Here is a 25,342-nt window from a genome sequence, read left to right as displayed (position 1 = left end):
CGCCCCCGCCGTGCCTCTGCACCGCGGGGGCGTCGGTCGTGCCGGCGCGATCACGACGCGCGGGCCGGGATCGCGGATGCCGCGCCCCGGCGCAGCGCGACGAGCGCATCGCGCAGGTGCTCGAGCACCGGCACGGCCTGTTCGAGCGCGGCCAGCTGGTCGGCGGTGAGCGCGGCGGAGACGTCGGCCATGATCGCCTCGGATGCCGCATCGAACCGGTCGAAGTACTCCAGCGCGGCGCCGGAGGCGGCGACGTCGACCCGGCGACCGTCGTCGGTGCGCGTGCGGCGGGTGATGAGGCCGGCCCGTTCCATCGCGGCGAGGAGGTTGCTCACGGTGGAGCGCCCGAGGCCCAGCGACGAGGCGAGTTCACCCGGCGACGAGACCGTGCCGCGTGGGAGCGCCCGGAGGATCTCGATCTGCGCGTCGGGGATGTCGGGAAGGCCCTCGCGTTCCCGGGCGGCGGCCAGCAGCGTCCGCCGCAGCGGCGAGATGACGGCGGTGAGCCGTGTGCCGTCGAACCTCACGGGCGCACCGTGAGCGACGACCGCTCGTTGAGCGCGTCGGGGTGGAACCCGGCGGCGCGCTTGTAGTCCGCGGCGATCTGCGCGAGTTCGTCGGCGGGGATGACGTCGTGGATGTCGGCGAACCCCTCGGGTGCGCGCTCCCGTGCGATGAGCATCACCCGCTCGGGCCCGGTCTGGCGCGTCATGTCGAGGAGCCGCGCTGTCGCCGGACGCCGTGCCCCGTCGTACGCGGTGAGAGCCTGCTCGACGGAGCCCGCGGAGGCCAGCTGGTACGCCAGCGTGCGCGCGTCGATGATCGCCTGCGACCCCCCGTTCGAGCCGTTCGGGTACATCGCATGCGCGGCGTCGCCGAGCAGGGTGGTGCGGCCGAACGACCACCGCGGCAGCGCGTCGCGGTCGACCATGGGGTACTCCAGGATCTCGTCGGCCGATGCGATCGCGGCGGGGACGTCGAGCCACTCGTACGTCCAGTCGCGGAACAGCTCGACGATCGGCGCCGGGTCGACCGCGCGGTTCCAATCGGCGTCGGGCGATCCCGCACCGCGGCGCTCCGCGATGAAGTTCACCCGCTGACGTCCGTCGGCGCCGGCAGCGGCGAGCGGGTACGCGACGAACTTCTGGTCGCCGTCGCCGGCCATGATCATGGTGCGGCCGTCGAGGAACGTCGGCACCACGGCGGTGCCCCGCCACAGCGTCAGTCCGCTCCACGCCGGGTCGCCGTCCGCGGGATAGCGCAGCGCGCGGAGGGCGGAGTGGATGCCGTCGGCCCCGACGAGCACGTCGGCTTCGACGTCCACCGGGCCCACGGCGGTGGCGAATCGGGCCGTCACGACGTCGCCTTCGTCGACCACCGCGGAGAGGCGATGGTCGAGCCGGACGACGTCGCCGAGCCGTTCGCGGACCGCGTCGAGCAGCGTCAGCTGCAGCCGGCCGCGATGCACCGACAGCTGCGGCCAGTGGTAGCCGGCCTCGAGCCCGCGCGGCTCGCTCCAGATCGGCTGGCCGAAGCGGTTGTAGTACGCGAGGGTCGACGGCGCCACGCCGAGGGCGGCGATCCGCTCGTCGAGACCGAGTTCGGTGAGCTCGCGCATCGCGTGCGGGAGGAGGTTGATCCCGACGCCGAGTCCGCGGATCTGCGAGGCGCGCTCGTAGACCGTGATGTCGCGGAAGCCGGCGGCCTCCAGGCTGAGGGCGGCGGCGAGGCCGCCGATCCCGGCGCCGGCGATGGCGATGCGCATATGAGACTCCTTCGTCGGACGCGATGAGGCTCACTTAGTTTTGTCTATGAACTACCCGGTTGTCCAGCGGCAGCCACGAGACGCACCAGATCGTCGTGCACCTCGGACATGCCGGGGTTCGCCAGGCGCGGATCGTCCGGCGTACGTCCGGCCAGGACGGCGTCCAGGTACCGGCGGTCGGCGTCCACGCGGGCGACGGCATCCCGGCCGGGAGCACCGTGGCCGGGGATCACGACGTCCGCGTGCGCAGCGAACCCGGCGAGGAGGTCCAGCGCCGCGAGGTAGGCGGGGATGTTCTGGGGTTCGTAGGGGAGCGGCAGCTCGATGTCGCTCAGCATGTCGCCGGCGACGAGCACCCTCTGATGCGGAAGCCACACCGCGGTGTGGCCGGGGGCGTGCCCGTCGTGCACCACGAGTTCGGGAGCGAACCCCGCGGGCACCGCGTCGGCGGGGAGCGCGGCATCCGTCCCCTCCACCCGCCCCATCAGCGCGACCAGCGGCGCGGGGAAGTCCTCACCCAGGTGCGCGACCAGCGCCTCACGCTCGTCGCGGGCCAGCGCCGCCGTCGCCGTCGACGCGAAGCGGCGCGCGTCGCCGAACCGCGGATGCCACAGCAGGTGGTCGTGGTGCGCGTGCGTGGCGATTCCGCCGACGACGCGGAGGGCGCGCGCGTCCAGCGCGTCGGCGAGTCCCTCGAGCTCGTCCGGACGCCACGACGGGTCGATCAGCAGCGCGTCCCCCTCACCCACGAGCACCGTCGACGTCGTCGACATGATGCGGCTGGTGGCGACGAACACGCCGTCGGCGACCTCGATCATCTCTCGCATCACCCCATCCTGCCCAAGGTGCCGTGCGAGACCGATTCCCCGCCGCTCGGGCCTGCTCGCCGCGCGGCGGGCTAGCATCGCACCGACGGAACGCGTGCGACGAGAGGCAGGCGGATGAGCCTGGACCAGATCGATCCGACCATCCCGCCCTCGGGTGCGGGCTGTGCCGACTGCGACGAGGTGGGCGGCTGGTGGGTGCACCTGCGCCGATGCGGCGTGTGCGGCCGGGTGCGGTGCTGCGACACCTCGCCCGCCCAGCACGCCACGGCGCATTTCCACGACACGGGCCACAGGTACGTGCGCAGCTTCGAGCCGGGCGAGGACTGGTTCTGGGACTACGTCGCGCAGGACTACATCGAGGGGCCCCCGCTCGCGCCACCGCAGTCGCGGCCGGTGACCCAGCCCTCGCCCGGGCCCGCCGGGCGGGTGCCCGCCGACTGGCGGCAGCTGATCCACTGATCCATGGGCGGGCGGATGACGCGGCGGGAGGTTCTGCGATGAAGCCGAGCGAGTTCGAGCGCATGATGAAGCCGGCGCTCACCGACGAGCAGTGGCACAGGCTGCTCGCCTTCGGTGAGGTGCACGACGTCGCCGAAGGCGAGCATCTGTTCCGCGCCGGCGATCAGGACTACGACCTGATCCTGGTCGAGACCGGCGAGGTGGAGCTCGTCCGCGTCGCCTTCGGGTGGGTCGAGGAGACCCGCATCGGCGTCATGGGTCCGCGCAGCTTCGTCGGCGAGCTGGGGCTGCTCAACGGTCAGGGCGCGTTCCTGACGGCGCGCGCGGCGACGGCGGGGCGGATGCGGCGCGTGAGCCGGTCGCGCCTGCGCGTGCTCATGGCCGAGGACGACGAGCTGTGCGACATCATCCTGCACGCGCTGTGGGCGCGACGGGAGATCCTGCGGCGCGGGCCCGCGGCGCTCACCCTCAAGCTCGTGGGGCCGCGATCGTCCCGCGACTTCCTCGCGCTGCGCCGCTTCGCCGATCGGGTCGACCTCGTGCACACCGCGATCGAGCTGGCACCGGGAGACCTCTGGACGCTCGGCGAGCACGGCATCGGCCTGGACGACCTGCCGGTCGCGTTCATCCAGGGCGAGCCGGTGAAGAACGCGACGCCCGGCATCGTCGCCGAGCGGCTCGGGCTCAGCTACCAGGCGCGTGCGGACGAGGTGGTGGACCTGGTCGTCGTCGGTGGCGGGCCGGCCGGACTTGCCGCGGCCATCTACGGCGCGTCCGAAGGGCTGAGCACGGTGCTGCTGGATGCCGTCGCCCCGGGCGGACAGGCCGCGGCGACGTCGCGCATCGAGAACTTCCTCGGGTTCCCGTTCGGCGTGAGCGGGGGCGACCTCATCGGGCAGGCATCGCTCCAGGCGCTCAAGTTCGGCGTCCGGGTGTACGCGCCGTGCGAGGCGGCCGACCTGCGGCCGGCGGGGAACGACCTCGACGTCACGCTCACCGACGGCCGCGTCATCCGCGCCCGCACGGCGATCGTGACCTCGGGGGCCGCATACCGCACGCTCGATCTGGACCGCTGGAACGAGTTCGAGGGCGCGGGCATCTACTACGCGGCGACGCCGCTGGAGCTGCGGCAGGTGTTCGAGTCCCCGGTGGTGGTCGTCGGCGGCGCGAACTCGGCCGGACAGGCGTCGCTGTACCTCGCGGCGAACGGATGCCCGGTGCACCTCGTCGTGCGCGGCGCCGACCTCGGCGGCCGCATGTCGTCGTACCTCGTGGATCGGCTGCTGGAGGACCCGCGGATCGACGTGCACACGCAGTCGCGGGTCGTCGCACTCGGCGGAGGTCCATCCCTCGAGAGCGTGAGCATCGACTCGGTCGGCGACGTCGCGGCGCGCGGGCTGTTCTGCTTCATCGGCGCCGAGCCTGCGACGTCCTGGCTCGCCGAGCTCGATCGCGACGCCGACGGGTTCCTCCGCACCGGCACCGACGTGTCGATGCAATCGCTCGAGCGCTGGCAGGGCCTGGGTCGCGAACCGCTGCCGTTCGAGACCTCCGTGCCCCGCATCTTCGCGGCGGGCGACGTGCGTCGCGGATCGATGAAGCGCGTCGCGGCGGCGGTGGGCGAGGGCTCCAGCGCCGTGGCGTCGGTGCATCGCGCTCTCGCCGACATCCGCTGAGAACCCACGGGGGTTCTCGCGGTACCTGTCACACCGGGCACTCCCGCGCGCAGTCTTGCAGGAGTGGGATGGAGGATGCCGCGGGGGAGCCCCCGCCGGCCACGAGGAGGATCCATGCACACCAGGAAGCTCGGTCAGGGACTGGAGGTCTCGGCGATCGGCATCGGCGCCATGGGGATGTCGATGAGCTACGGCCCGAACCCCGGCGACCGCGACGACATGATCGCCGTGCTCCGCTACGCGGCGGACCACGGCGTCACGTTCATCGACACCGCAGAGGTGTACGGACCCTACGACAACGAGGTGCTCGTCGGCGAGGCGATCGCCCCGATCCGCGAGCGCGTCGTCGTCGCCACGAAGTTCGGCTGGAACATCGTCGATGGCAGGATGCACGGCACCGACTCGCGCCCGGAGCAGATCCGGCGGGTCGCCGACGGCTCGCTCCAGCGTCTCGGCGTCGAGGCGATCGACCTGTTCTACCAGCACCGCGTCGACCCCGACGTGCCCATCGAGGACGTGGCCGGCGCCGTCGGCGAGCTCGTCGCCGCCGGCAAGGTGAAGCACTTCGGGCTCTCCGAGGCCGGCGCCGCGACCATCCGTCGCGCGCACGCGGTCTTCCCCGTGACGGCGGTGCAGAGCGAGTACTCGCTGTGGACCCGCGATCCCGAGGCGGAGGTGCTGCCGACGTGCGCCGAGCTGGGCATCGGGTTCGTGCCGTTCAGTCCGCTGGGCAAGGGGTTCCTGACCGGGACCGTCTCCGCCGACGCCACGTTCGGCGCCGGAGAGATCCGCGGTCGGGTGCCGCGGTTCGAGCCCGACAACCTGCGCGCGAACCAGGCCGTCGTCGACGGCGTCCGCGAGGTCGCCGCCGCACACGGGGCGACGCCCGGCCAGGTGGCTCTCGCATGGCTGCTGTCGCGGCATCCGTCCATCGTCCCGATCCCGGGCACGCGCCGTCGTGAGCGGGTCGACGAGAACGCCGGTGCGACCGCCGTGGCGCTGTCGGCCGACGACATCGCGACGCTCGACGCGCTCGCCGCGGCCGTGGTGGGCAACCGCTACGACGATGCCGGCATGGCGATGGTGGGGCTGTGATGACCGCCTGGGATGCCGAGGAACTGCGTCGCATCGGGGCGGCGACCGAGCTGCGCATCTCGTCACGGCGCCCCGACGGGTCGCTGCGCCCCGCCGTCACGATCTGGCATGCGACCGTCGGCGACGCGCTCTACGTCCGCTCCGCGCACGGTCCCGACAACGGCTGGTTCCGCCGTGCGGTGCGATCCGGCGCCGGCCGCGTGACAGCGGGCGGCGTCGAGAAGGACGTGACGTTCCGGATCGCCGACGCGGCCGTCGCTGCGGACGTCGACGCGGCGCTGCACACGAAGTACGACCGCTACGGTCCCGGTCCCGTCGGCGCGATCACCGGCATGGATGCCGCGACCACGACCCTGCTCGTCACGCCGGTCTGATCGACGGCGCAAGGGTCGCGTCGTGGGCGGCGAACTCCGCCGACTGCGTCGCCGCCCACGAGGCCAGGAGCTTCAGGGCGTCCGCCGAGGCGGAGTCCGCCGGGGCGGTGTAGACGTTGAGCACGAGCCCGGGTTCGCTGGGCAGGTCCATCGACTCGTAGTTCAGCTCGAGGTCGCCCACCACGGGATGGTGCAGGCGCTTCACGCCGCTGCGGTGGAACTTCACGTCGCGGGACGCCCAGCGCTCGCGGAACAGCTCGCTCTGCGTCGACAGCTCGCCGACGAGCCGGATGAGATCGCGGTCGTGCGGGTTGCGTCCCGCCTCCATCCGCAGCATCGCGGCGGAGTCGTGCGTGATCTGGTCGTAGTCGCGCCAGAAGTCGCGGGCCGCAGGGTTCAGGTAAACGAAGCGCGTGGTGTTCACGGGCCGGCGCGGGTCGTCGAACACGGGGGAGTAGAGCGCCCGCGCGAGCAGGTTCGCCGCGAGGATGTCGTGGCGGCCGTTGCGCACCCACGCCGGAGCCTCGGTGAATGCGTCCAGCACCTGCTGCACGGCCGGTCGCACCGTCGTCGTGGTCCGCCGGGACGGCCTGCGACCAGGACCTGCCGCGCGAGCGAGGTCGAAGAGGTGCTCGCGCTCGGCCTCGTCGAGCTGCAGCGTGCGGGCGACGGCATCCAGCACGCTCTCCGACGCGCCGGCGAGATTGCCGCGCTCGAGGCGCACGTAGTAGTCCACCGAGACGCCCGCCAGCATCGCCACCTCTTCGCGACGCAGGCCCGCGACGCGACGGTTGCCGCCGTAGGCGGGCAGCCCCGCCTGCGCGGGTGTGAGCCGGGCGCGGCGGGAGCTCAGGAACTCCTTCACCTCGGCGCGGATGTCTGCCATGACCTCCACGCTACGTCGCGGGATGCCGCGGTGACAGGTTCTGCGAATCCCCGTCAGCGCCGGAGGCGTCACCTGCGCCTGGTACGGTGTGCGCGACAGCGCCTAGGGTTCCGGAGCTTCGGCTCGACTGGTCCGAGCGGCGCCACGGCTGCCCGCCCGTGCGGACGGCCGTCATCTGACAGGACAAAAGCCCGGAGGACCCGGTTCGTCGCGCCCGCGGCGGACGGAAGGGTCTCGCATGTCCGGTCTCGCCATCGTCCTGGTCCTCGCCGCGGCCGTCGCCCACGCGACGTGGAACGTCATCGCGCACGGCGCCAGCCGATCCGGGCTGCCGTTCCTGTGGGCCGGGTCGCTGGTCAGCACGCTCCTCTGGCTGCCGGTGGTGCCCTTCACCGGCGGTCTCGGGGCGGCGCAGCTGCACGGCTTCGCGGTCGGTGTCGCCGTGTCGGCGGCGCTGCACGTCGTCTACATGCTCGTCCTGCAGCGCGGCTACGCCGTCGGCAATCTGTCGACCGTGTACGCGACCGCGCGGGGGAGCGGGCCGCTGCTGACGGTGATCGTCGCCGTCGCCGTGCTCGGCGAGCGTCCGTCGCCGATCGCTCTGGTCGGGGTGGCCGCGATCCTCGCCGGTGTCATCGGCATCGGGCTGATCGATCGCGGCGGATCGCGGGGCCGCGGGATGGACCCGGCGATCGTGTTCGGACTGCTCACGGGCGCGGCGATCGCCGCCTATACGCTGTGGGACGCGCAGGCGCTGCGCACGTGGGACATCTCGCCGGTCGCGTTCATGGTGGGGTGCACCGCGCTCGAGGTCCCGGTCTTCACGGTGCTCCTGGGTCGGCGCCTGCCCGAAGGCGTGAGGATGCTGCGGCGCGACGGGCGGCGCCTGCTCGTGTTCGGCATCCTGTCGCCGCTGTCGTACATCCTGGTGCTCGCCGCGGTCACGATCGCGCCGGTGTCGATCGTGGCGCCGATGCGCGAGGTGAGCGTCGTGCTGGTGAGTCTGTTCGGTGCCTTCGTGCTCCGTGAGGGGAGGCCCGGCGCACGCCTCGCGGCCTCTGCGGTCGTCGTGGCCGGCATCGCCCTGCTCGCGGTGTGACCTCAGGCGCTCCCCAGCGGGCGCACGTACGCGTCGCCTTGGCGGGAGCGTCCGGAAGCGGAGACCGTGAAGCGCACGATGTCGCTGAGGTAGCGATCGTCGGATGCCTCGAACGTGCGCCCCGCGGCATCCCGCGCGATCCGCCGCAGGCGCAGCACGGGCGCGCCGAGCGGAACCTCGAGCAGCCTGCTGTCGGCCTCGTCGGCGGCGACCGCGTCGATCTCGTGGTCGACGTCGGCCGACGCCGTGCCCTGGTCCTCGAGGTACTCGGTGATGGAGACGCCGTCGAGGTCGACGCCGAACAGCGCGCGGCCGACCGGCTCGATGTAGGTGAGGCGCTCGAGCATCGTGGGGCGATCGTCGAGCAGGCGCAGGCGGAGGACGTCGACGACGAGGTCGCCCTCGGGGATGCCGAGGAGGGCCGCCTTCTCGGCATCCGCTCGCCGCAGGCTCACCTCCTGGGTGCGCGCCCCCGGCACGGCGCCGATCTCGCGCGCCCAGCGCGTGAACGGGATCGACACGTCGACGGCCTGGTGCGCCTTGCGGGCGGTGACGCGTGCGGGTCGCCCCCGCGTGGTCTCGATGAGACCCTCCTGGCGCAGCGTCGCGAGAGCGTTGCGGATCGGGCCGCGCGACGTGTGCCACCGCTGGGCGAGCTCGGCCTCGGTGGGCACGTCGTCGCCCGGGGCGAGGCGCCCGCTGACGATGAGTCCGCGCAGATCGTCCGCGATCAGCTTGTACACCGTGTCTGCCACATGGGAATACTACTCACCGCACTCGCATCCCGAGACCCGGGGCACCGAGTGTTCTCGTCGCGCTCAGTTAGGTGAACAACCTTTGAACATTCACGACGTAGGTATATACCTCGTTCTACCGAATGCGAGAGTTCTGGAGGTTCTTCATCCCTCCCACTCCCGAAAGGCTGTCATGAACCTCCGTGCAAAGAACGCGTCGATCGCCCTGGCCGGCGCCGCACTCCTCGCCCTCGGTCTCTCCGCCTGCTCCGGCAGCGCCGGCGCTGCCGAGGACACCGCGACCACGACGGGCTACGCCGTGGACGCCGACACCCTCGTCTTCGGCGTGGTCCCCGACTCGGCCGACACCGAGACCAACTACCAGCCGCTCATGGACTACATCGCCCAGGAGACCGGCAAGACGGTCGAGTACCACGAGTCCACCGACTACGCCGCGCTCATCGAGGCGGCCATCGCCGGCAAGATCGACGTCGCCTCGTTCTCGGGCTTCACCTACGTCACCGCGACCAACAACGGCGCGAAGCTCACCCCGATCTCGTCCATCGTCACGGAGGAGGGGCAGGAGCCCGGCTACTTCTCGCAGGCGATCGTGCCCACGGGCAGCGACATCCAGACCCTCGCCGAGTTCAAGGGCATGAAGGTCTGCTTCGTCGACCCGTCGTCGACCTCGGGCTACCTGTTCCCGTCGTACAACCTGCTGCAGGAGGGCATCGACCCCGAGAAGGACGTCACGCCGGTGTTCGCGGGCAAGCACGACGTGAGTGTGCAGAAGGTCGGCGAGGGCGTCGAGTGCGAGGCCGGGTTCGCCGAGGACAGCGAGGTCGAGAAGTCCGACAAGGTCCGCGTCATCGACGAGACCATGGTGCCCGGCGCCCCGCTCGTCTACTCGAACACGCTGCCTGCCGACGTGCAGAAGCAGCTCGTCGGCATCCTCGGCGAGGTCACGATCGACGACATCATCGCCAGCGGCGTCGACAGCGCCGACACCGACGGCTTCCGCAGCGTCTTCTACGCCACCAAGCCCGTCGACGACGCGTACTACGACCTGATCCGCGACATCTGCGCGGAGACGAACGCCACCCAGTGCCAGGGCTGAGCCCGGCGCGTTGACGAGGACCCGAGCAGCCATGAACTCCACCGCACCCGAGACGGTCGTCCGCCTGGACGGTGTCACCAAGCGCTTCGGCGCCACCACCGCCCTCGACGACGTGTCGCTCACCGTGGACCGCGGCGAGATCGTCGTGCTGCTCGGGCTCTCGGGCTCCGGCAAGTCCACTCTGCTGCGGCACCTCGACGGACTGGAGACACCCACCTCCGGTTCCGTCGAGGTGCTCGGCGCGGACGTGCCGCGCCTCTCCGGCCGGCGCCTGCGCACCCTGCGTTCGAGCGTCGGCTTCATCTTCCAGCAGTTCGAGCTCGTGCCCTCGCTCACGGTGCTCGAGAACGTGCTCACCGGTGCCCTCGCCGGCGTGCGGGGTCCGCGGCTGGGACTCTGGTCGTACGCGCGGTCGCGCCGCCTCGCGGCGCTCGAGCACCTCGACCGGGTCGGGCTGCTCGACCGCGCGTACCAGCGTGCCGACACCCTCTCGGGCGGTCAGCAGCAGCGCGTCGCGATCGCGCGGGCGCTCATGCAGAACCCTCGCGTGCTCCTCGCCGACGAGCCGGTCGCTTCGCTCGACCCGGAGTCGAGCGACCAGGTCATGGCGCTGATCCGCGAGATCGCCGCCGACGAGGGTCTCACCGTGGTGTGCAGTCTCCACCAGGTCGACCTCGCGATCTCGTGGGCCGACCGCATCGTCGGGCTCCGCCACGGGCGGGTCGTGCTCGACCTGCCCACCCGCGACCTCACCAAGGCGCAGGTGATGGAGATCTACGGTCGGGTCGCGACATCCACCGCCGAGCTGCGCGCGGTCCAGCACGAACTGCTCGAGGCCGACGCGGAGCCGGTGCGATGACCACGACCGTCGACCGGCCGCGGGTCACCTCGTCCTCGCCGTCGCTGCTCGAGCGTGCACCCCGGCATCGCGTCTCGCCCGAGCGCGTCGCGGCAGGCCTCACTCTCGTCGCGCTTCTCGCACTCGCAGCCGCCGCGCTCGCCGAGGTGCAGATCTCGATCCCCGACATGGTCGCCAGCTGGGGCAACGCCGAGCGGTTCTTCGCCCGCGTGGGCGCCCTGTCGTTCCCGGAGCCCGCGGAGCTCGCATGGCTCATCGCCCTGACCGTCGGCCTCGTGCTGACCGGCACACTGCTGGCGGCGGTGCTGTCGGTGCCCATCGCCTACCTCGCGGCCGCCAACACCACGCCCGGGAACGGCTGGCGCGCGGCCGCGCGGTTCGTGGGCGTGCTCACGCGCGCCCTGCCCGATGTCGTGCTGGCCATGGTCTTCGTCCTGATGTTCTCGCTCGGCGCGCTCCCCGGCATCCTGGCGATCGGCATCCATTCCATCGGCATGATCTCCAAGATGTTCGCCGACGCGATCGAGCAGATCGACGAGGGGCCGCGGCTGGCCATCCGCGCGGCGGGCGGCACGCGGACGCAGGAGTTCTTCAGCGGCATCCTTCCCCAGGTGCTGCCGTCGTGGGTCGCGACGGTGCTGCACCGCAACGACATCAACCTGCGCGGCTCGGTCGTGCTCGGCTACGTCGGCGTCGCGGGACTTGGCCTCGAGATGTCGTACGCGTTCAAGTCGCTGAACTACGGGCTGGGCCTGGGCATCGCGCTGGTGATCTTCGTGCTCTGCGTCGTGATGGAGATCGTCTCGAGCGTCGTGCGCGCGGCGATGCTCGGCCGCGTCGGCGACCGCGGCTCGTGGGCCGACCGCCTGGTCGGCCGCCGGCTGCGCAGGAGCGGATGGGATGCCGCCACCCGGCCGGCGCCGGCCCGTGCGGGTGCGCCGTGGGCCGGGTCGCCGGAGGCCGCGCTGCGACGGCCGTGGACCGCGGCGCGCGTGCGCGACGTCGCGGCCGGATGGCTCGCGGTCGCCGTCATCGTGGCCGGCGTGTGGGTGTGCCAGATCAACTGGGGCGACTTCCTGACCTTCTGGGTGAAGCTCCCCGCCGTCGCGGTGCAGTTCTGGCCGCCGACGTTCGGTGTCTACGGCGCCGAGATCATGTTCGAGGCGCTGCGCGAGACCATCGCGATCGCCCTCGCCGCGACGCTGCTCGCACTCGTTCCGTCGATCGTGCTGGGCTCGTTCGCCGCGCGCAACGTCGCCCCGAACGGCGGGATCCGCGGCACCTCGCGCTTCGCCCTGGTCGGCATCCGCGGCATCCCCGAGATCATCCTCGCGATCGTGCTCATCGTGATCACCGGCCTCGGCATGCAGGCCGGCACGATCGCGCTCGCAGTCGGCGGCATCGGCCTGCTCGGCAAGCTCGTCGCCGACTCGCTCGAGGAGGTCGACCGCGGTCCCGAGCGCGCGCTGTTCGCGACCGGCGCGACCCGCCTGCAGGTGTACGCGGGCGCGACCGTGCCGCAGGGCACGCGGGCGCTGATCGGGCACTCGTTCTACCTGCTCGACACCAACGTCCGCGCGGCCACCATCCTCGGGATCGTCGGCGGCGGGGGCGTCGGGTACTACCTGCTCAACGCGAGCCAGGGGGCGAACTACGGCATGGTCACCGCGATCGTGCTGATGATCCTCGTGACGGTGCTGATCGTCGAGGGGATCGCGATGTGGATGAGGAAGGTGTTCCGATGACCCGGGCCTTCGACGTCGCCGTGATCGGCTCGGGGATCGTCGGACTCGGCGCCGCGTACGCGGCCGCCCGCCGCGGCCGCCGCGTGGTCGTGATCGAGCGCGGGCCCGAGGCGCTCGGCGCCACCGTCCGCAACTTCGGACACCTGTGCATCGGCGCGCAGACGGGCCTCGCCCGCGAGTACGCGGACGCGTCGCGGCCGCTGTGGCTGCGGCTGGCGCACGACGCCGGGTTCTGGCTGCGCGAGTCGGGCACGCTCGTCGTCGCCCGTCATTCCGACGAGCTCGCCCTGCTGGAGGCGGCGGCGCGGGAGGGCGGGATCGACCTGCTCACCGGGGCCGAGCTCGAGTCCCGCGTGTCGGTGCGATCCGGCGTCGCGGTGGGCGGGGCATGGATCGCACCCGACCTGCAGACCGACCCCCGCACCGCCGCGGCCGCGATCCGGGCGCACCTGGAAGCGCTCGGCGTCCAGTTCCGCACCCGCACCTCGGCCGGCGCGGTGCGCACCGGCCGCGTCGAGACGACCCGCGGTCCCGTCGACGCGGGCCTCGTCGTCGTCGCCGTGAACCACGACCTCGACCAGCTGCTGCCCGACCTCGCCGAGGCGGCGGGCGTGGTGCGCTGCGGCCTGGACATGATGCGCGTGCGCGGGGAGGGGGCATCCGTTCCCGCTCCGATGCTGACCGGCTGGTCGCTGGTGCGCTACGGCCGATTCGCCGGACTGCCGGAGGCGGCAGGCGTGCGGGAGCGGCTGCACGCGGAGCGCCCCGACCTCGCCGCGCTCGACCTCAACCAGATGTACACGCAACTGCCCGACGGGTCGGTCATCGTCGGCGACACCCACTACAAGGGCGTCGGCATCGCGCCGTTCCAGGCCGAGGCGGCCGCCGACCTGCTGCTCGAAGAGTTCGAGGCGCTGTTCGCGGCGCGTCCGCGGGTGATCGAGCGCTGGCAGGGCGTGTACGCCAGCGGGCGCGCCGACTTCCTCGTCGCCGAGCCCGAACCCGATGTGCTCGCGCTCGCCGCGACGACCGGCATCGGCATGACCACCGGTCTCGGTCTCGCCGAGACCGTCCTCGCCCCACGCCTGGGCGCCGACGTCGGCGCCGTCACTCCGGAAGGAACCCACCGATGACCCTCCCCGCCGACGCCCTCGCCCCCGCGCTCCCGCGTGGGATCGCACCCGAACTTGTCGTGCTCGACATGGCCGGCACCACCGTCCGCGACGACGGTGTCGTGGAGCGCGCATTCGAGCGCGCTGCCACAGAGACGGGGGTGGCCGAGCGGATGCCGTGGCCCGACGCCCTCGACTACGTCCGGCGCACGATGGGTCAGTCCAAGATCGACGTGTTCACGCACCTCGCCGGCGGCGACGTCGCGCGGGCGACCGAGGCCACCGCGGCGTTCGAGCGGGCGTATGCCGACCTCATCGCGACCGAGGGCGTCGAGCCGATCCGCGGTGCACGCGAAACGCTCGAGCGGCTGCGCTCCGCGGGGCTCGCGGTCGTGCTCACCACCGGCTTCGCCCCGGCCACGCGCGACGCGATCCTCGACGGACTCGGCTGGCGCGCGCTCGTGGACGCCGCGCTCTCGCCGGTGGACGTGGGCCGCGGGCGACCCGCCCCCGACCTCGTGCTGGCCGCCGTGACCCGGGTGCAGGCGTCGGCGGTGGCATCCGTCGTCGTGGTCGGAGACACCACCAGCGACGTGGCCGCGGGACGCGCCGCCGGTGCAGGCCTCGTGGTGGGCGTGCTCAGCGGTGCCCACGACCGCGACGCGCTCCTCGCGGCCGGAGCGGATGCCGTGATCGATGACGTGACGGCGCTGCCGGCGCTGCTCGGAATCGACGCCTGACGTGGCGTCGCCGCTGGCAACGCCGCCGGTGGCCACGCGGGATGTGTGCCTCACACCCCCCGCCACCGCGATGGTGTGGCTCGGCCAGGGGCGCCCCCACGAGGCGATCGCGGTGCCCGGCGTCCGGCTGTCGGAGGGCGACGTGCTCGTGGAGCTCGAGCTCGCGACGGTGTGCGGGTCGGATGTGCACACCGTGGCGGGTCACCGGAGAGCGCCGACGCCGCTCGTGCTCGGCCACGAGTACGTCGGCCGCGTGGCCGCCGTGCTCGACGACGTGCGCAGCGTGGACGGTGTGCGGCTGTCGGTCGGCGACCGCGTCGTCTGGTCGATCATGGCCGCGTGCGCGCGGTGCGACCGGTGCGCGCGAGGCCTGCCGCAGAAGTGCCGCGAGCTGCGCAAGTACGGCCACGAGCGACTCGTCCCGCGCTGGGAGCTGTCGGGCGGCTTCGCGACGCATGTGCACGTGCGCGCCGGCACCGCGATCGTGCGGGTGGGCGAGGCGGCGCCCGCCGCCGTGCTCGCACCCTCGGCGTGCGCCACCGCCACGGCGTGGGCCGCGGTCGACCGCGCCGCCGACATCGTCGACATCCAGGGGACGACGATGCTCGTCACCGGCGCCGGCCTGATCGGGCTGACGGCGACCGCGATCGCGACCCGTGCCGGTGCGCGCGTGATCGTCGCCGACCCCGACCCCGCCCGTCGCGCGCTTGCCGGCTCCTTCGGCGCCGTCGCAGGCGTGGATCCGGCCGACCCCGCCGAGCTCCCCCGAGCGCTGCGGCGGCTGCGCGCGCGGGAGATCGACATCGCGATCGAGGCGTCCGGCGCCTCCGCGGCTGTTTCGGCGGCGATCGACGGCATCGGCGTCGGCGGCGTCGTCGTGCTGGTGGGGAGCGTCTCGCCGATCCCCGCATACGCGCTCGAGCCCGAGCGGGTCGTGCGGAACCTGACGACGATCCGCGGCGTGCACAACTACGACGCCGACGATCTCGCGGGCGCCGTGGCCTTCCTGGAGGAGCACGGTCACCGCTACCCGTTCGCACAGCTCGTCGGGAGACCGCATCCGCTGTCCGAGCTGGACGTGGCGCTCGAGCGCGCCGCCGCGGCGAGCGACGTGAGGGTGGCGATCGACCCGCGCCGGTGAGGGTGGCGGCCCGGCGTCACCAGCCGCCGCGGGTCGGCGTGTGCCCCTCGCGGGCGTCATCGGGCATCGCCATCTCGGCACGCACGCCGAGGAGGCGGATCGGCCTGCCGGGCTCGATCTTCGCGACCAGCTCCATCGTGCGCGCCAGGACGACCTCGCGGTCGGAGGTCGACGGGATCTTCTTCGTGAACGTCTTGGTGAGAAACGGCGCGTAGCGCACCTTGAGCCCCAGCCCGACGACCGGCCGGCCGTCGGCGGCGACCTCGTCGAGCACCTCGCCGAGCAGCCAGCGGGCGGCCGCGGCGATCTCTCCCGGCTCGACGATGTCGATCTGGAACGTCGTCTCCTTGCTGTGGCCGCGGGCGACCCAGGGCGTGTCGTCGACGACGTTCGAACCGTCGCCGCGACCGAGCTGCCGATACCAGAGGCCCATCCTGGGCCCGAACTCGCCGGTGAGCGCATCGGCGTCGGCGACGGCGAGCTCGGCAACCGTCTGGATGCCGAGCAGCGCGAGCCGTTTCGAGATCTTCGAGCCCACGCCCCACAGCGCGATCGTCGGGCGGTGCCCCATGACCTCGAGCCAGTTGTCGGCGGTGAGGCGGAAGGTGCCGCGGGGCTTGCCGAAATCGGTGGCGTTCTTGGCCCGCACCAGGTTGTCGCCGATGCCGACGCTGCAGTGCAGCCGGGTGCGGTCGAGCACGTCCTGCTGCAGCCTCTGGGCGTACGCCTCCGGGTCGTCGGTCTCGACACCGACGAAGGCCTCGTCCCACCCGAGCACCTGCACCACCGCTCCCGGCTGCGCGCGCAGCGTCGCCATCACCTCCTCGGAGGCCGCGAGGTACAGCGGTGCGTCGACCGGCAGGATGACGGCATCCGGGATCTTGCGCGCGGCGATGCGCAGCGGCATGCCCGACCCGACACCGAACTCGCGCGCCTCGTACGACGCCGTGGACACGACGGCGCGCTCGGTGGGATCGCCCCGCCCGCCCACGATCACCGGCTTGCCCGCCAGCTCGGGGTTGCGCAGCACCTCCACGGCGGCGATGAACTGGTCGAGGTCGACGTGCAGCACCCACGGCCGCACGGCGGCCCCGCTCATGAGCTCGCCCTCCGCGACCGGCGCATGTGTCGAGACTAGGGCGCGTCACCGACACGCGCAGGAGGGGCGGATGCCGCAGGTCGCGGCATCCGCCCCCCGCTCACGCGTAGGCGAACAGCGGCGGGAACACCACGACCACGAACGCCGCCCACGCCAGGTAGACCGGGATGAAGCCGGTCTGCCAGCGCTCGAGGCGCTCGAACGGGGAGCGGTGCATCGCGAAGCGCAGCTGCAGCCAGCCGGCGCCGACGAGGTTGGCGAGCAGGATGATGTTGAGCCCCAGCGAGGCGAGCTTGTTCGGGCTCGCGCCGTACTCGGCGATGCGTCCGATCATCGCCACCAGCACCATGATGTCGACGACGAGGGCCGCGACGACCATCACCAGCTGCATCCTGTCGAACCACGACGGCGGCGCGAACGGATCGCGCGCCGACAAGGCGTACAGGAGCAGCCCCACCACGACGATCAGCACCACGTCGAACAGGATCAGCAGGTCGCGCTGGCCGAACGTCTCGGTGCCGCCGCCGTCGACCAGGTTTCCCTGGAGGAAGCCGGCGACGATGAAGGCGAGCAGCAGCAGCGTGAACAGCGGGGTGAACAGCTTGGTGAGCACCGGGGCGATGTTCTCGATGACGCTCTGCTTCGCCTCCACGAGCCACGCGGCGATCACCACGGCGCCGGCGATGCCGCTGGGCAGCATCCACTCGGTCACGAACCGGCTCGCGTCGAGATCGATCGCCGAGAACACGCCGAGCGTCAGCCCGATCAGCACCGCGCCGCCGAGGGCGATGAGCGCGAAGTACACGACCCACTCGCCGGTGAACCGGATGAAGTCCATCCGGGCCCGGCTCGAGGTCACGCGCCCGTCGACATATGCGATGCCGGTCACCAGCCACAGCGCGACCGCCGCGTGCACCGATGCCAGCATCAGCGTCGCGGCGTCAGACGCGAACGGGTACACCGACAGCAGGATCGCGGTCAGCACGAAGGGCGCCGCCACCACGGCGATCGTGCGCCACGACGACCGCCGCCGCACCAGGAAGTACGCGGCCAGGAACGGCAGCACGAGCAGAGCGAAGTACCGGCCGTAGAAGTCGCCGTCCTGGGCCCAGCGGATGCCGAACAGCGCGGGGATCTGCACCGCCAGCGCCGCGCCGACGGCGAGCCCGACTGCGAGCACGAGGCCGCCTGCGCGTGGCGCGCGCGGCTCGTCGGCGAACATCAGCTGCTTCCACAGCCGGTCGGAGTGCTCGCGGGCGAACTCCTTCGAGAGGGCGTCGAGGCCGCCCAGTCGCTTCACGGCGACAAGGAACGCCTCGTCACCGTCGAGGCCGGACGCCTCCAGCCGGTCGATCTGGCCGCGCAGGTGGTCTTCCAGCTCGTCGACGTCGCGGCCGTCGATCGCGTCGCGCCGCGACACGTAGGTGCGCCACGTCGTGATCTGGTCTTCGATGCGGGGGTCGAGGTCTTCGGCCATGTCAGGCACCTCCGAACGCGGGCAGTCCGGCGAAGTCGGTGCCGCCGTCGCGGTCGGCCCACACCCGCTGCAGCGCCTTGCTCACGACGGCCCACTGGCGTCGCTGCTCGGCGAAGGCGGCCTTGCCGCTCGCGCTCAGGCGGTAGTGCTTGCGCGGGCGACCGCTGGGGGAGGCGCCCCAGGATGCCTCGACATGACCGAGGCGCTCCAGGCGATGCAGCAGCGGGTAGAGCATGCCGTCGCTCCATTCCAGCTCGCCGCCGGACAGCTCGCCGACGCGCTGCAGGATCGCGTACCCGTACGACTCGCCCTCGGCGAGGATGCCGAGCACCATCGGCGTCGCCGCGGCGGCGACCAGGTCCTTCCCGATCTTCATCCGTCCTCCATACCTAGAACCTCTTTATACATAGAGGTACAAGTTACCTAGAGCCACAAGGTAACACGGATGACGCCCGATGACACCGCAGGGTGCCGCGGGGGAATGCCGCGCCGCGCGCCGTGTTGAGATGGTGAGCGATACCCCCGCACCCCGAAGAAGGACGGCATGACCCTTCCCGCGACCTCCGGCACCGTCGACACCGCGCGCTGGCGCGCCGTCTCCTCCGCGCACGGCATCGCCGCGCTGCGCCACACGCACTGGCTCGACGGCGAACCGCGCACCTACGAGGGCGCCCCCGGCCGGTGGCGCGCGCAGGACGGCCGGGTCGTCGGCGCGGGCCTTCAGACGGATGCGCCGGATGCCGCCACCGACGACGTCGCGCTGGCACCGGGGGAGACCGTCGACGTCGGACGCCTGCGGCTGAAGGCGATCAGCCGCGAGGGCGCCCTGGCGCTGCGGGTCTTCGACCCCGAGACGCCCGGACGCACCGCGCTGCGCGGCATCCTGTCGTTCCCGCAGAACGACGCGTGGGTGCTGCCGGGAGTGTTCCGTCCCGCCGCCGAGGGCGAGATCACCGTGATCGAGAGCGTCGACGGCTACGAGCGCGAGGAGCCCGCCGTGGGCACGGTGGTGATCGAGGTCGCGGGTGCGACCGTCGAGCTGACGGTGACCGGCGACCCGGCCGACGAGCTCAGCGCGGTCATCGCGGATGCCACCAGCAACGTCGACGCGTACCGGTTCCGGTTCCTCGAGATCGGGGCGCCCGCCGCCGACGGCTCGGTGACCGTCGACTTCAACGACGCGTACCTTCCGCCCTGCGCGTTCAGCGACCACTACGTGTGCCCGCTCCCGCCCGCGAACAACCGGCTCGCCGTGCGCGTGGAGGCGGGGGAGCGCCTGGCCGAGCGCGGCTGATCCCGGCATCGTCCTCGCGGGCCGAAGCGAGGACAATGGGGGCTCAGCCGGAGCGCCTCCGGTCCCGCCGACCTGAGGAACCGCCATGGCCCGACCTCTCTCCCAGGCCCGCGAGCGTGCGCGCGCCCGTGCCGCGGCACGCGCCGCCGCGCGTTCGGAGCTGAAGAACACCGCGTACGAGATCTTCATCGGCGCGCTGTCGATCCTGTCGATCGTGAACCTGGTGCTCGTCTACGCGATCGCCGGAGACACCGCGCTCGAACTCGTGCTGTCGGTCATGAACGCGCTGTTCAGCCTGATCTTCCTGGGCGACTTCATCTACCGGATCTCGACGGCGCCGTCGGCCGGACGCTACTTCTTCCGCGGGTTCGGCTGGGCCGACCTCCTCGCGAGCCTGCCGTTCCCGCAGTTCAAGATCCTCCGCCTGTTCCGGCTGCTGCGGGTCTTCCGGCTGCTGCGCGAACTCGGTCCGCGGACCGTCTGGTCGACGCTCATCCACGACCGCGCCAACAGCGCCCTGATGACGCTGCTGCTGATGGGCGTGCTGGTGCTGCAGTTCGGCAGCATCACGATCCTCGCCGTCGAGGAGGACGCCGAGGGTGCGAACATCACGTCCGCCTCGGATGCGCTCTGGTACACCCTGGTCACGATCTCGACCGTGGGATACGGCGATCAGTATCCGGTCACCAACGCCGGCCGGCTCATCGGCACGCTCATCATCGTCGTCGGCGTGGGCATCTTCGGCACGTTCACCGGCTACCTCGCGAACCTGTTCCTCGGTCCCCGCAGGAACGGTGAGGCCGCGGCGGAGACGGATGCCGAGACCGACGTGCCGAGCGATGCCGACGCCGAGTCCGCCGCCGACTCGCCGCAGCCCTCGATCGCCCGGCACGCGGCCAAGGGCGTCGCCGCGGGAGCGGTCGCGGGAGCGGTCGCCGCGGGCGTCGCCGCGAACGCGGCGGGGTCGGCCGATGCGACCACCCCGGGCGATGCGCCCGCGGCCCCGGCAGGCGTGCCCGACGCGGGCGCCGACGACACGGTCGCGCGCCTGCAGGACCTGCTCGCCCAGTCCGAGCAGACGATGGCCGAGATCCGGCGGCTGCTCGCCGAGTCGGCGCGCTAGGCGCTCACGGCGACACGGCGCGACGCGACGGCGTTCCAGACGCCGGCGCCCAGCACGACCGTGGCGGCCATGAGCGGCGCGACCAGCGCGGTGCCGGCTCCGGCCGCGTCGGCGACGAGGCCGGTGAGAGCGGATGCCGCCGACTGGCCGACGACGACGGCCGAACCGAGCATCGTCATCACGGTGGCGGAGCGCCCGCGCGGGCTGAACGCCGCGGCGAGGCTGTACTGCGTGACGAGGGTCGGGCCGATGCCGACCCCGATCACGAGGAGGCAGATCGCGATCGCGCCCACGCTGCCGACGAACGGCAGCGCGACCGTGCCGGCGACCAGGATGGTCGCGAAGGTCAGCCAGCGCGCCGCCAGCGTGAACCGGGCGGGGAACAGCGCCACGCCGAGCGCGAGCGCCGCCGACCCGATGCCCATCGCGCCGTAGACGAGGCCGGCCTGCTCGGGCACGCCCCGCTCGGCCATGAACGCGGTCAGCGAGGTGAGCATCGCGCCGAAGAACAGGCCCATGCCCAGCGCCCCGGCGGTCGGTGCGAGCACGCGCGCCCGGAACAGCTCGCGCACGGGCGCCTGCTCGGGGCGGTCGCCGGCGGCTGCCGCGGACGCCTTGGCGGTCGGGTGCAGCGCGAAGGCGCTCACGAACACGAGCGCGAGCACAGCAGCTCCGATGACAGGCGCGGCAGGGTTCATCGTCGTCGCGAGGAGGCCGACGATGACCGGGCCGAACACGAACACGATCTCGTCGGCGGCCGACTCGTACGCCATGGCGCCGTTCACGACCCCGGTGCGGCGGTCCCTCGGGTATGCCCGTCCGATGATGCCGACGAGGCGGCTGCGCGACATCGGCGACACCTGCGGCATCGACGCGCCGATGAAGAACGCGGTCGCCAGGAGCGCGGCATCCGGAACCGGCGCGAACGCGAGCCACGCCATCGTGGCCAGCAGCGCGCTGTTGATGACGCCGGAGATCAGCAGCACACGCCGCTGGCCGAAGCGGTCGGCGGCGGCGCCGAGCAGCGGACCGATCAGGGCGGTGCCGAGGCCGGTCATGGCGCTGGTCGCGCCGCCGAGGGCGAGCGAGCCGCGCGCGGACACGACGAGTGTGAGGATGCCGACCACCATCATCGCGAACGGCAGTCGCGCGATCAGGGCGATCGGGAAGTACGCGTACCCGGCCTCGCGGATGAGGCTCGGTCTGCGCGTGGACGGGCGCGTGGACGCGTCCGTCTGGACGAGTGAGGTGTGCATCTTTCTCCTGGCCGTGCGCCGAGGGTCGGCGGCTGTTGGTGCCGCCTTGTCCGCAGCCCGGAGCCGCAGACAGGTAGATGCACATCGAAATGGGCGAGCCCAGTCTACCGGGTGCCACCTGGGCAGGGCCTGGCCGGCGGCCTCGGTGTCCTCCTGGGGCGCCGCGCGGTTCAGAGCACGGCGCCGACCATCGCCTCGCCGAGGGGCGTGCGCCGGTGCAGCATCCGCGCGCCGTCGCGGGTTGCGGCGAGCAGTCCGGCGTCGCGCAGGATCGTGAGGTGATGCGACGCCGTCGAGATCGCCACGCCGCTGTCGCGCGCGACCTGGGACGTCGTGCGCGGCTCGTGCGCGTCGAGCAGGATCCGGGCACGGGCAGGTCCCAGCAGTGCTCCGAGCGTCGTCGCGACGTCGGCGGGGTCGCGCGCCCACGTGGCGGTCACGCCCTGCGCGGGATAGAACAGCGTCGGCCGCGCGGGCGGCTCGGTGAGGACGAAGCATCCTGTCGACCCCATGACCGACGGCACCAGCACCAGGCCGCTGCCGCGGCAGTCGACCACCTCGCTCCAGATGCGCATCGTGACGCGCACGGCGCCGTCGGCCCAGTGGACGCGGTCGTGCAGCGTGCCGATCATGGCGCCGATGCCGCCCTCGGCGATGCGCCGCGAACGCACCGCGATGTCGGCGCGCAGCAGGCGCTCCAGTTGCGGCCACACCGGTTCCACCGCGGTGCGCCACACCGACATCCACGCCTCCGCGATCACCGCACGGGCGCGGTCGGGATGATCGAGCATGCGCTGCACCGCGACACGGCGGGCGCCGTCGCTCCGATCGAGCACCTTGGTCATGTCGACCTGGAAGCGCGCGTCGTCGATGGCGCGCAGCCGCTCCGCCTCGGCCTCGGGGGTGAGCTCCCACGTGGGCGTCGTGGTGAGGAAGTCCGGGAAGTAGCCCTCGTCGCGGATGAGCAGCGCGAGCACCTCGAAGTCGTCGCGCGGGATCGCGCCGCGCGTCGCGCGCATCCACCCCCACTGCAGCGGGTACTCGTCGGGGCGGAGGATCGCCCGGACCGCGTGGCACAGCTCATGGCCTGGTGAGACGCCGAATCGGATGGCGGTGAGGTCGTCGGGGGCGAGCTGGAAGTCGACGAACTTTCGATCCACATCGAAACTATAGGACGACGAGACCGAGGCCGCGAGGCTGGGAGCACACAGACCGCCACCCACCGAGCGGAGGGCACCATGACCACCCAGACCCCCACGATCGTCCCCGCGACGGACCTCGGCGTCGGCACCGGCCGCACGCGCATGTTCGTCGGCGCCGAGCACGAGGCGGCCGTGTCGTACTTCCTCGTCGACAACGAGCCCGGCCAGGGTCCCGACATCCACAGGCACCCCTACGCCGAGACGTGGGTCGTGCTCGACGGCGAGGCCAGCATCACGATCGGCGACGACGTGCTGCACGCCGTCGCCGGAGACACCGCCACCGCGCCCGCCCACGCCTGGCACGGTTTCAAGAACAGCGGGACCGGCCGGCTGCGCATCCTGTGCATCCACGCGTCCGACCGCATCATCCAGGAGTGGAAGGATGCTCCCGGAGTCCTCGACATCCCCACCGGCAACCGATAGGAGCAGTCCATGTCGTTCCAGGCATATCTCGACAATATCGAGACCAAGACCGGTCTCACGCCCCGCCAGCTCGTCGACAAGGCCCACGAGAAGGGCTTCGACGAGAACACCAAGGCGACGCCCATCGTCGAGTGGCTCGCCGCCGACTACGGGCTCGGTCGTGGCCACGCGATGGCGATCGTCCACGTGATCACCAAGGGGCCGCAGATCAGCGACAAGCACGTCGGCACCGACACCACGCACTCCGATCCGTCGAACACGCTGTGGCTCGACGGCAAGGCCACGAACCCGAATCCCTGAAAGCGGGCTCCCCGGCACAGGGGAACGAACGGATGCCGCGCCTCAGGCCTCGCGCCGCCGCCACCACGCGCGGCGGCGGCCGGGTGCGGCATCCGTCTCCGCGAGCGGCTCAGCCGCCACGCGTGCCTCGCGCCGCTCGCGCCACGCGGCCACCTCGGCCTCGACGTCGCGCGTCGGCGTCACGACGGGTGGTCCGCCCTGGAGCTGCCGCCGCGCCTCGACGATGCGGCGGTTGAAGTCCTCGAGCGCCTCGCGGACGTCGGCCTCGCGCGGGAGCGCGTCGAGCTTCGTGTCGAGTTCGACGTTCTCCACGCGCAGCATCAGCGCCGGCGGGCCGAGTCCGGTGAGCTGCTCCGTCTCGATCTTGCGGCGGATCCACCAGTCCGGATCGTGGGTCTCGCCCAAGCCCGGGATCGGCTTGCCCGCACCGGGAAGGTCGTCGAACTCGCCGCGGCGGATCGCCTGCTGGATCGCCGTCTCGACGACGGCGGCCCGATCGGCAGCCGAGTACGCCCGCGCGGCCGCCGTGGGCGGGGTCGCGGCATCCGACTCTCCGTCTGCACCCGAGCCCTCGCCGTGCTGTTCGGCGCGGTAACGGGCGGCGGCCTGACGCGGGTCCTCGCTCATGATCCCGGGATGTGGTCCCGCCACGAGTGCTGCGGCTCGTAGCCGAGCAGGCGGCGCGCCTTGTCGATGGACAGCAGCGTGTCGTGCTCGCCGAACGCGCGCGTCTCGACGCCCGGGAACACCTCGGCGACGAGTTCGGCGTTGGGCCGCGACATCACGGTGTCGGCGGCGGCGATGATGTACGTCTCGAACCCGGCCGGGGCGACCTCGAGCGCGCGCTGCACGGCCTGGGCGCCGTCGCGGGCGTCGATGTAGCCCCACAGGTTCCACTTGCGCTTCGAGGCGTCGTCGTCGTACGACGGGAACGCCTCGTAGTCCTCCGGCACCATCACGTTCGAGAACCGCAGACCCGTGATCGACAGGTCGGGGTGCCAGCGCACGAGCTCGACGGCCATGCGCTCCTCGAGGGTCTTCACCAGCGAGTACACCGACTCGGGCCGCGGCGGGTACTCCTCGTCGACCGGGATGTACGGCGGCGGCACGTCGAACGGCAGACCCAGCACGGTCTCGCTCGACGCGTACACGAGACGACGGATGCCGAGCCGCACGGCCGCCCAGAACACGTTGAACGTCGCCGTCATGTTGTTGTGGAAGGTCGCGACATCGGAGCGGATGCCGGGGGCCGGAATCGCGCCGAGATGCACGACCGCGTCGAACCCGTCGTGACGGTCGTTGACGGCGGTGAGGGCGTCGATGACCTGGCCGTAGTCGGTGAGGTCGACCTGCACGAATTCCGGGCCGCGTTCCCCGACGACGTCGAGGCCGATGACGTCGTGGCCGGCGGCGCGCAGTTCGCGGGCGACCACGGTTCCGAGCTTTCCGGACGAGCCGGTGAGGGCGATGCGCATGCCTCCAGCCTGCCACGCACGGAAGGCCTGCGGACGAGACGCGGGCGAGCCCCGGGTACTGTGA

Annotated in this window: 27 protein-coding genes; 15 read left to right on the top strand and 12 right to left on the bottom strand. The window is 72.2% G+C overall.

The annotated features are described in order from the left end of the window. Nucleotides 1-50: 50 nt before the first annotated feature. Genes AC1DDU_RS04610 through AC1DDU_RS04600 form a run of 3 tightly spaced genes read right to left on the bottom strand, consistent with a single transcriptional unit; the run spans nucleotide 51 to nucleotide 2,592 of the window. On the bottom strand, nucleotides 51-527 hold the full coding sequence (locus tag AC1DDU_RS04610) for a MarR family winged helix-turn-helix transcriptional regulator (protein ID WP_477431573.1): 477 nt from the start codon (nucleotides 525-527) through the stop codon (nucleotides 51-53). After that, nucleotides 524-1,765, bottom strand: a complete 1,242-nt coding sequence (locus AC1DDU_RS04605) for a flavin-dependent oxidoreductase (protein WP_477431571.1) — start codon at nucleotides 1,763-1,765, stop codon at nucleotides 524-526. The genes AC1DDU_RS04610 and AC1DDU_RS04605 overlap by 4 nt, the downstream gene beginning before the upstream one ends. Nucleotides 1,766-1,809: 44 nt before the next feature. Beyond that, nucleotides 1,810-2,592, bottom strand: coding sequence for an MBL fold metallo-hydrolase (locus AC1DDU_RS04600; RefSeq protein WP_477431569.1), 783 nt, complete (start codon nucleotides 2,590-2,592; stop codon nucleotides 1,810-1,812). Nucleotides 2,593-2,706: 114 nt separating this feature from the next. Between AC1DDU_RS04600 and AC1DDU_RS04595 the strand changes: the two genes are divergently transcribed. The 4 genes from AC1DDU_RS04595 to AC1DDU_RS04580 all read left to right on the top strand — a co-directional run bounded on the left by AC1DDU_RS04595 (nucleotide 2,707) and on the right by AC1DDU_RS04580 (nucleotide 6,196). Continuing rightward, nucleotides 2,707-3,051 carry a UBP-type zinc finger domain-containing protein gene (locus AC1DDU_RS04595; RefSeq protein ID WP_477431567.1) on the top strand — a complete coding sequence of 115 codons (345 nt, stop codon included), beginning with the start codon at nucleotides 2,707-2,709 and terminating at the stop codon, nucleotides 3,049-3,051. Between the two features lie 38 nt (nucleotides 3,052-3,089). Further along, on the top strand, nucleotides 3,090-4,727 hold the full coding sequence (locus AC1DDU_RS04590; RefSeq protein WP_477431565.1) for an FAD-dependent oxidoreductase: 1,638 nt from the start codon (nucleotides 3,090-3,092) through the stop codon (nucleotides 4,725-4,727). Nucleotides 4,728-4,841: 114 nt separating this feature from the next. Further along, nucleotides 4,842-5,822 carry an aldo/keto reductase gene (locus AC1DDU_RS04585; RefSeq protein WP_477431563.1) on the top strand — a complete coding sequence of 327 codons (981 nt, stop codon included), beginning with the start codon at nucleotides 4,842-4,844 and terminating at the stop codon, nucleotides 5,820-5,822. Continuing rightward, nucleotides 5,822-6,196 (top strand): DUF2255 family protein, encoded by a 375-nt coding sequence (locus tag AC1DDU_RS04580; protein ID WP_477433419.1) that lies wholly within the window; start codon nucleotides 5,822-5,824, stop codon nucleotides 6,194-6,196. Before AC1DDU_RS04585 ends, AC1DDU_RS04580 begins: the two co-directional genes overlap by 1 nt. Here AC1DDU_RS04580 and AC1DDU_RS04575 read toward each other — a convergent pair. Next, entirely contained in the window at nucleotides 6,183-7,082 is a 900-nt protein-coding gene (locus tag AC1DDU_RS04575; protein ID WP_477431561.1) for a helix-turn-helix transcriptional regulator, read from the bottom strand. The genes AC1DDU_RS04580 and AC1DDU_RS04575 overlap by 14 nt on opposite strands. Nucleotides 7,083-7,320: 238 nt before the next feature. On the opposite strand from AC1DDU_RS04575, the gene AC1DDU_RS04570 reads away from it, so the two are divergent. Further along, on the top strand, nucleotides 7,321-8,181 hold the full coding sequence (locus tag AC1DDU_RS04570) for an EamA family transporter (RefSeq protein ID WP_477431559.1): 861 nt from the start codon (nucleotides 7,321-7,323) through the stop codon (nucleotides 8,179-8,181). A 2-nt stretch (nucleotides 8,182-8,183) separates the two neighbouring features. Here AC1DDU_RS04570 and AC1DDU_RS04565 read toward each other — a convergent pair whose 3' ends face one another. Next, entirely contained in the window at nucleotides 8,184-8,936 is a 753-nt protein-coding gene (locus AC1DDU_RS04565; protein WP_477431557.1) for a GntR family transcriptional regulator, read from the bottom strand. A 172-nt stretch (nucleotides 8,937-9,108) separates the two neighbouring features. Between AC1DDU_RS04565 and AC1DDU_RS04560 the strand changes: the two genes are divergently transcribed. The 6 genes from AC1DDU_RS04560 to AC1DDU_RS04535 are packed head-to-tail and all read left to right on the top strand — an operon-like array spanning nucleotide 9,109 to nucleotide 15,629. Continuing rightward, nucleotides 9,109-10,032: a phosphate/phosphite/phosphonate ABC transporter substrate-binding protein gene (locus tag AC1DDU_RS04560; RefSeq protein ID WP_477431555.1), complete on the top strand. Its 924-nt coding sequence runs from the start codon at nucleotides 9,109-9,111 to the stop codon at nucleotides 10,030-10,032. Between the two features lie 31 nt (nucleotides 10,033-10,063). After that, complete coding sequence (phnC, locus tag AC1DDU_RS04555) at nucleotides 10,064-10,891, top strand: phosphonate ABC transporter ATP-binding protein (protein ID WP_477431553.1); 828 nt, start codon at nucleotides 10,064-10,066, stop codon at nucleotides 10,889-10,891. Continuing rightward, nucleotides 10,888-12,636, top strand: a complete 1,749-nt coding sequence (locus tag AC1DDU_RS04550; RefSeq protein ID WP_477431551.1) for a PhnE/PtxC family ABC transporter permease — start codon at nucleotides 10,888-10,890, stop codon at nucleotides 12,634-12,636. The genes phnC and AC1DDU_RS04550 overlap by 4 nt, the downstream gene beginning before the upstream one ends. Next, nucleotides 12,633-13,769 carry a TIGR03364 family FAD-dependent oxidoreductase gene (locus AC1DDU_RS04545; protein ID WP_477431549.1) on the top strand — a complete coding sequence of 379 codons (1,137 nt, stop codon included), beginning with the start codon at nucleotides 12,633-12,635 and terminating at the stop codon, nucleotides 13,767-13,769. The genes AC1DDU_RS04550 and AC1DDU_RS04545 overlap by 4 nt, the downstream gene beginning before the upstream one ends. Further along, the gene (locus tag AC1DDU_RS04540) at nucleotides 13,766-14,488 is read left to right on the top strand and encodes a phosphonatase-like hydrolase (protein ID WP_477431547.1); all 723 of its coding nucleotides are present in this window, start codon (nucleotides 13,766-13,768) and stop codon (nucleotides 14,486-14,488) included. Before AC1DDU_RS04545 ends, AC1DDU_RS04540 begins: the two co-directional genes overlap by 4 nt. Nucleotide 14,489: 1 nt before the next feature. After that, nucleotides 14,490-15,629 (top strand): alcohol dehydrogenase catalytic domain-containing protein, encoded by a 1,140-nt coding sequence (locus AC1DDU_RS04535; RefSeq protein ID WP_477431545.1) that lies wholly within the window; start codon nucleotides 14,490-14,492, stop codon nucleotides 15,627-15,629. A gap of 16 nt (nucleotides 15,630-15,645) precedes the next feature. Here the strand turns inward: AC1DDU_RS04535 and AC1DDU_RS04530 are convergent, their stop codons facing one another. From AC1DDU_RS04530 to AC1DDU_RS04520, 3 genes are all read right to left on the bottom strand, one after another. Then, nucleotides 15,646-16,728 (bottom strand): DNA polymerase IV, encoded by a 1,083-nt coding sequence (locus AC1DDU_RS04530; protein WP_477431543.1) that lies wholly within the window; start codon nucleotides 16,726-16,728, stop codon nucleotides 15,646-15,648. Nucleotides 16,729-16,828: 100 nt separating this feature from the next. Next, nucleotides 16,829-18,205 (bottom strand): permease prefix domain 1-containing protein, encoded by a 1,377-nt coding sequence (locus AC1DDU_RS04525; protein ID WP_477431541.1) that lies wholly within the window; start codon nucleotides 18,203-18,205, stop codon nucleotides 16,829-16,831. A 1-nt stretch (nucleotide 18,206) separates the two neighbouring features. Beyond that, nucleotides 18,207-18,581 (bottom strand): PadR family transcriptional regulator, encoded by a 375-nt coding sequence (locus AC1DDU_RS04520; RefSeq protein WP_477431539.1) that lies wholly within the window; start codon nucleotides 18,579-18,581, stop codon nucleotides 18,207-18,209. A 168-nt stretch (nucleotides 18,582-18,749) separates the two neighbouring features. On the opposite strand from AC1DDU_RS04520, the gene AC1DDU_RS04515 reads away from it, so the two are divergent. Together AC1DDU_RS04515 and AC1DDU_RS04510 are read left to right on the top strand one after the other, a co-directional pair. Then, on the top strand, nucleotides 18,750-19,499 hold the full coding sequence (locus tag AC1DDU_RS04515) for a DUF1684 domain-containing protein (protein ID WP_477431537.1): 750 nt from the start codon (nucleotides 18,750-18,752) through the stop codon (nucleotides 19,497-19,499). Between the two features lie 85 nt (nucleotides 19,500-19,584). Beyond that, on the top strand, nucleotides 19,585-20,622 hold the full coding sequence (locus AC1DDU_RS04510; protein WP_477431535.1) for a potassium channel family protein: 1,038 nt from the start codon (nucleotides 19,585-19,587) through the stop codon (nucleotides 20,620-20,622). Here AC1DDU_RS04510 and AC1DDU_RS04505 read toward each other — a convergent pair. Together AC1DDU_RS04505 and AC1DDU_RS04500 are read right to left on the bottom strand one after the other, a co-directional pair. Next, the gene (locus AC1DDU_RS04505) at nucleotides 20,619-21,878 is read right to left on the bottom strand and encodes an MFS transporter (RefSeq protein ID WP_477431533.1); all 1,260 of its coding nucleotides are present in this window, start codon (nucleotides 21,876-21,878) and stop codon (nucleotides 20,619-20,621) included. The genes AC1DDU_RS04510 and AC1DDU_RS04505 overlap by 4 nt on opposite strands. A 170-nt stretch (nucleotides 21,879-22,048) precedes the next feature. After that, entirely contained in the window at nucleotides 22,049-23,038 is a 990-nt protein-coding gene (locus AC1DDU_RS04500) for an ArsR/SmtB family transcription factor (protein WP_477431531.1), read from the bottom strand. Nucleotides 23,039-23,116: 78 nt separating this feature from the next. Here AC1DDU_RS04500 and AC1DDU_RS04495 point away from each other — a divergent pair, with 78 nt between their 5' ends. Together AC1DDU_RS04495 and AC1DDU_RS04490 are read left to right on the top strand one after the other, a co-directional pair. Beyond that, nucleotides 23,117-23,503, top strand: a complete 387-nt coding sequence (locus AC1DDU_RS04495; RefSeq protein ID WP_477431529.1) for a cupin domain-containing protein — start codon at nucleotides 23,117-23,119, stop codon at nucleotides 23,501-23,503. Between the two features lie 9 nt (nucleotides 23,504-23,512). Next, nucleotides 23,513-23,803, top strand: coding sequence for a DUF4287 domain-containing protein (locus AC1DDU_RS04490; RefSeq protein ID WP_477431527.1), 291 nt, complete (start codon nucleotides 23,513-23,515; stop codon nucleotides 23,801-23,803). A gap of 42 nt (nucleotides 23,804-23,845) precedes the next feature. Here the strand turns inward: AC1DDU_RS04490 and AC1DDU_RS04485 are convergent, their stop codons facing one another. Next, nucleotides 23,846-24,430: a DnaJ family domain-containing protein gene (locus AC1DDU_RS04485; protein WP_477431525.1), complete on the bottom strand. Its 585-nt coding sequence runs from the start codon at nucleotides 24,428-24,430 to the stop codon at nucleotides 23,846-23,848. Then, complete coding sequence (locus tag AC1DDU_RS04480; RefSeq protein ID WP_477431523.1) at nucleotides 24,427-25,278, bottom strand: NAD-dependent epimerase/dehydratase family protein; 852 nt, start codon at nucleotides 25,276-25,278, stop codon at nucleotides 24,427-24,429. Before AC1DDU_RS04480 ends, AC1DDU_RS04485 begins: the two co-directional genes overlap by 4 nt. Nucleotides 25,279-25,342 lie beyond the last annotated feature (64 nt).

The sequence above is a fragment of the Microbacterium sp. 05T445 genome (assembly GCF_056395865.1).
This window is presented reverse-complemented; position numbering and strand designations above follow the sequence as displayed.

Excerpts from the sequence above, each read along its gene's own strand:
- AC1DDU_RS04540 (WP_477431547.1), top strand. The coding sequence starts at position 13,766 with ATGACCCTCCCCGCCGACGCCCTCGCCCCCGCGCTCCCGCGTGGGATC.
- AC1DDU_RS04480 (WP_477431523.1), bottom strand. The coding sequence starts at position 25,278 with ATGCGCATCGCCCTCACCGGCTCGTCCGGAAAGCTCGGAACCGTGGTC.
- AC1DDU_RS04575 (WP_477431561.1), bottom strand. The coding sequence starts at position 7,082 with ATGGCAGACATCCGCGCCGAGGTGAAGGAGTTCCTGAGCTCCCGCCGC.
- AC1DDU_RS04525 (WP_477431541.1), bottom strand. The coding sequence starts at position 18,205 with ATGGCCGAAGACCTCGACCCCCGCATCGAAGACCAGATCACGACGTGG.
- AC1DDU_RS04515 (WP_477431537.1), top strand. The coding sequence starts at position 18,750 with ATGACCCTTCCCGCGACCTCCGGCACCGTCGACACCGCGCGCTGGCGC.
- AC1DDU_RS04605 (WP_477431571.1), bottom strand. The coding sequence starts at position 1,765 with ATGCGCATCGCCATCGCCGGCGCCGGGATCGGCGGCCTCGCCGCCGCC.
- AC1DDU_RS04545 (WP_477431549.1), top strand. The coding sequence starts at position 12,633 with ATGACCCGGGCCTTCGACGTCGCCGTGATCGGCTCGGGGATCGTCGGA.
- AC1DDU_RS04580 (WP_477433419.1), top strand. The coding sequence starts at position 5,822 with ATGACCGCCTGGGATGCCGAGGAACTGCGTCGCATCGGGGCGGCGACC.
- AC1DDU_RS04490 (WP_477431527.1), top strand. The coding sequence starts at position 23,513 with ATGTCGTTCCAGGCATATCTCGACAATATCGAGACCAAGACCGGTCTC.
- AC1DDU_RS04570 (WP_477431559.1), top strand. The coding sequence starts at position 7,321 with ATGTCCGGTCTCGCCATCGTCCTGGTCCTCGCCGCGGCCGTCGCCCAC.
- AC1DDU_RS04595 (WP_477431567.1), top strand. The coding sequence starts at position 2,707 with ATGAGCCTGGACCAGATCGATCCGACCATCCCGCCCTCGGGTGCGGGC.
- AC1DDU_RS04600 (WP_477431569.1), bottom strand. The coding sequence starts at position 2,592 with ATGCGAGAGATGATCGAGGTCGCCGACGGCGTGTTCGTCGCCACCAGC.
- AC1DDU_RS04530 (WP_477431543.1), bottom strand. The coding sequence starts at position 16,728 with ATGAGCGGGGCCGCCGTGCGGCCGTGGGTGCTGCACGTCGACCTCGAC.
- phnC (WP_477431553.1), top strand. The coding sequence starts at position 10,064 with ATGAACTCCACCGCACCCGAGACGGTCGTCCGCCTGGACGGTGTCACC.
- AC1DDU_RS04585 (WP_477431563.1), top strand. The coding sequence starts at position 4,842 with ATGCACACCAGGAAGCTCGGTCAGGGACTGGAGGTCTCGGCGATCGGC.
- AC1DDU_RS04590 (WP_477431565.1), top strand. The coding sequence starts at position 3,090 with ATGAAGCCGAGCGAGTTCGAGCGCATGATGAAGCCGGCGCTCACCGAC.
- AC1DDU_RS04510 (WP_477431535.1), top strand. The coding sequence starts at position 19,585 with ATGGCCCGACCTCTCTCCCAGGCCCGCGAGCGTGCGCGCGCCCGTGCC.
- AC1DDU_RS04560 (WP_477431555.1), top strand. The coding sequence starts at position 9,109 with ATGAACCTCCGTGCAAAGAACGCGTCGATCGCCCTGGCCGGCGCCGCA.
- AC1DDU_RS04495 (WP_477431529.1), top strand. The coding sequence starts at position 23,117 with ATGACCACCCAGACCCCCACGATCGTCCCCGCGACGGACCTCGGCGTC.
- AC1DDU_RS04505 (WP_477431533.1), bottom strand. The coding sequence starts at position 21,878 with ATGCACACCTCACTCGTCCAGACGGACGCGTCCACGCGCCCGTCCACG.
- AC1DDU_RS04485 (WP_477431525.1), bottom strand. The coding sequence starts at position 24,430 with ATGAGCGAGGACCCGCGTCAGGCCGCCGCCCGTTACCGCGCCGAACAG.
- AC1DDU_RS04520 (WP_477431539.1), bottom strand. The coding sequence starts at position 18,581 with ATGAAGATCGGGAAGGACCTGGTCGCCGCCGCGGCGACGCCGATGGTG.
- AC1DDU_RS04550 (WP_477431551.1), top strand. The coding sequence starts at position 10,888 with ATGACCACGACCGTCGACCGGCCGCGGGTCACCTCGTCCTCGCCGTCG.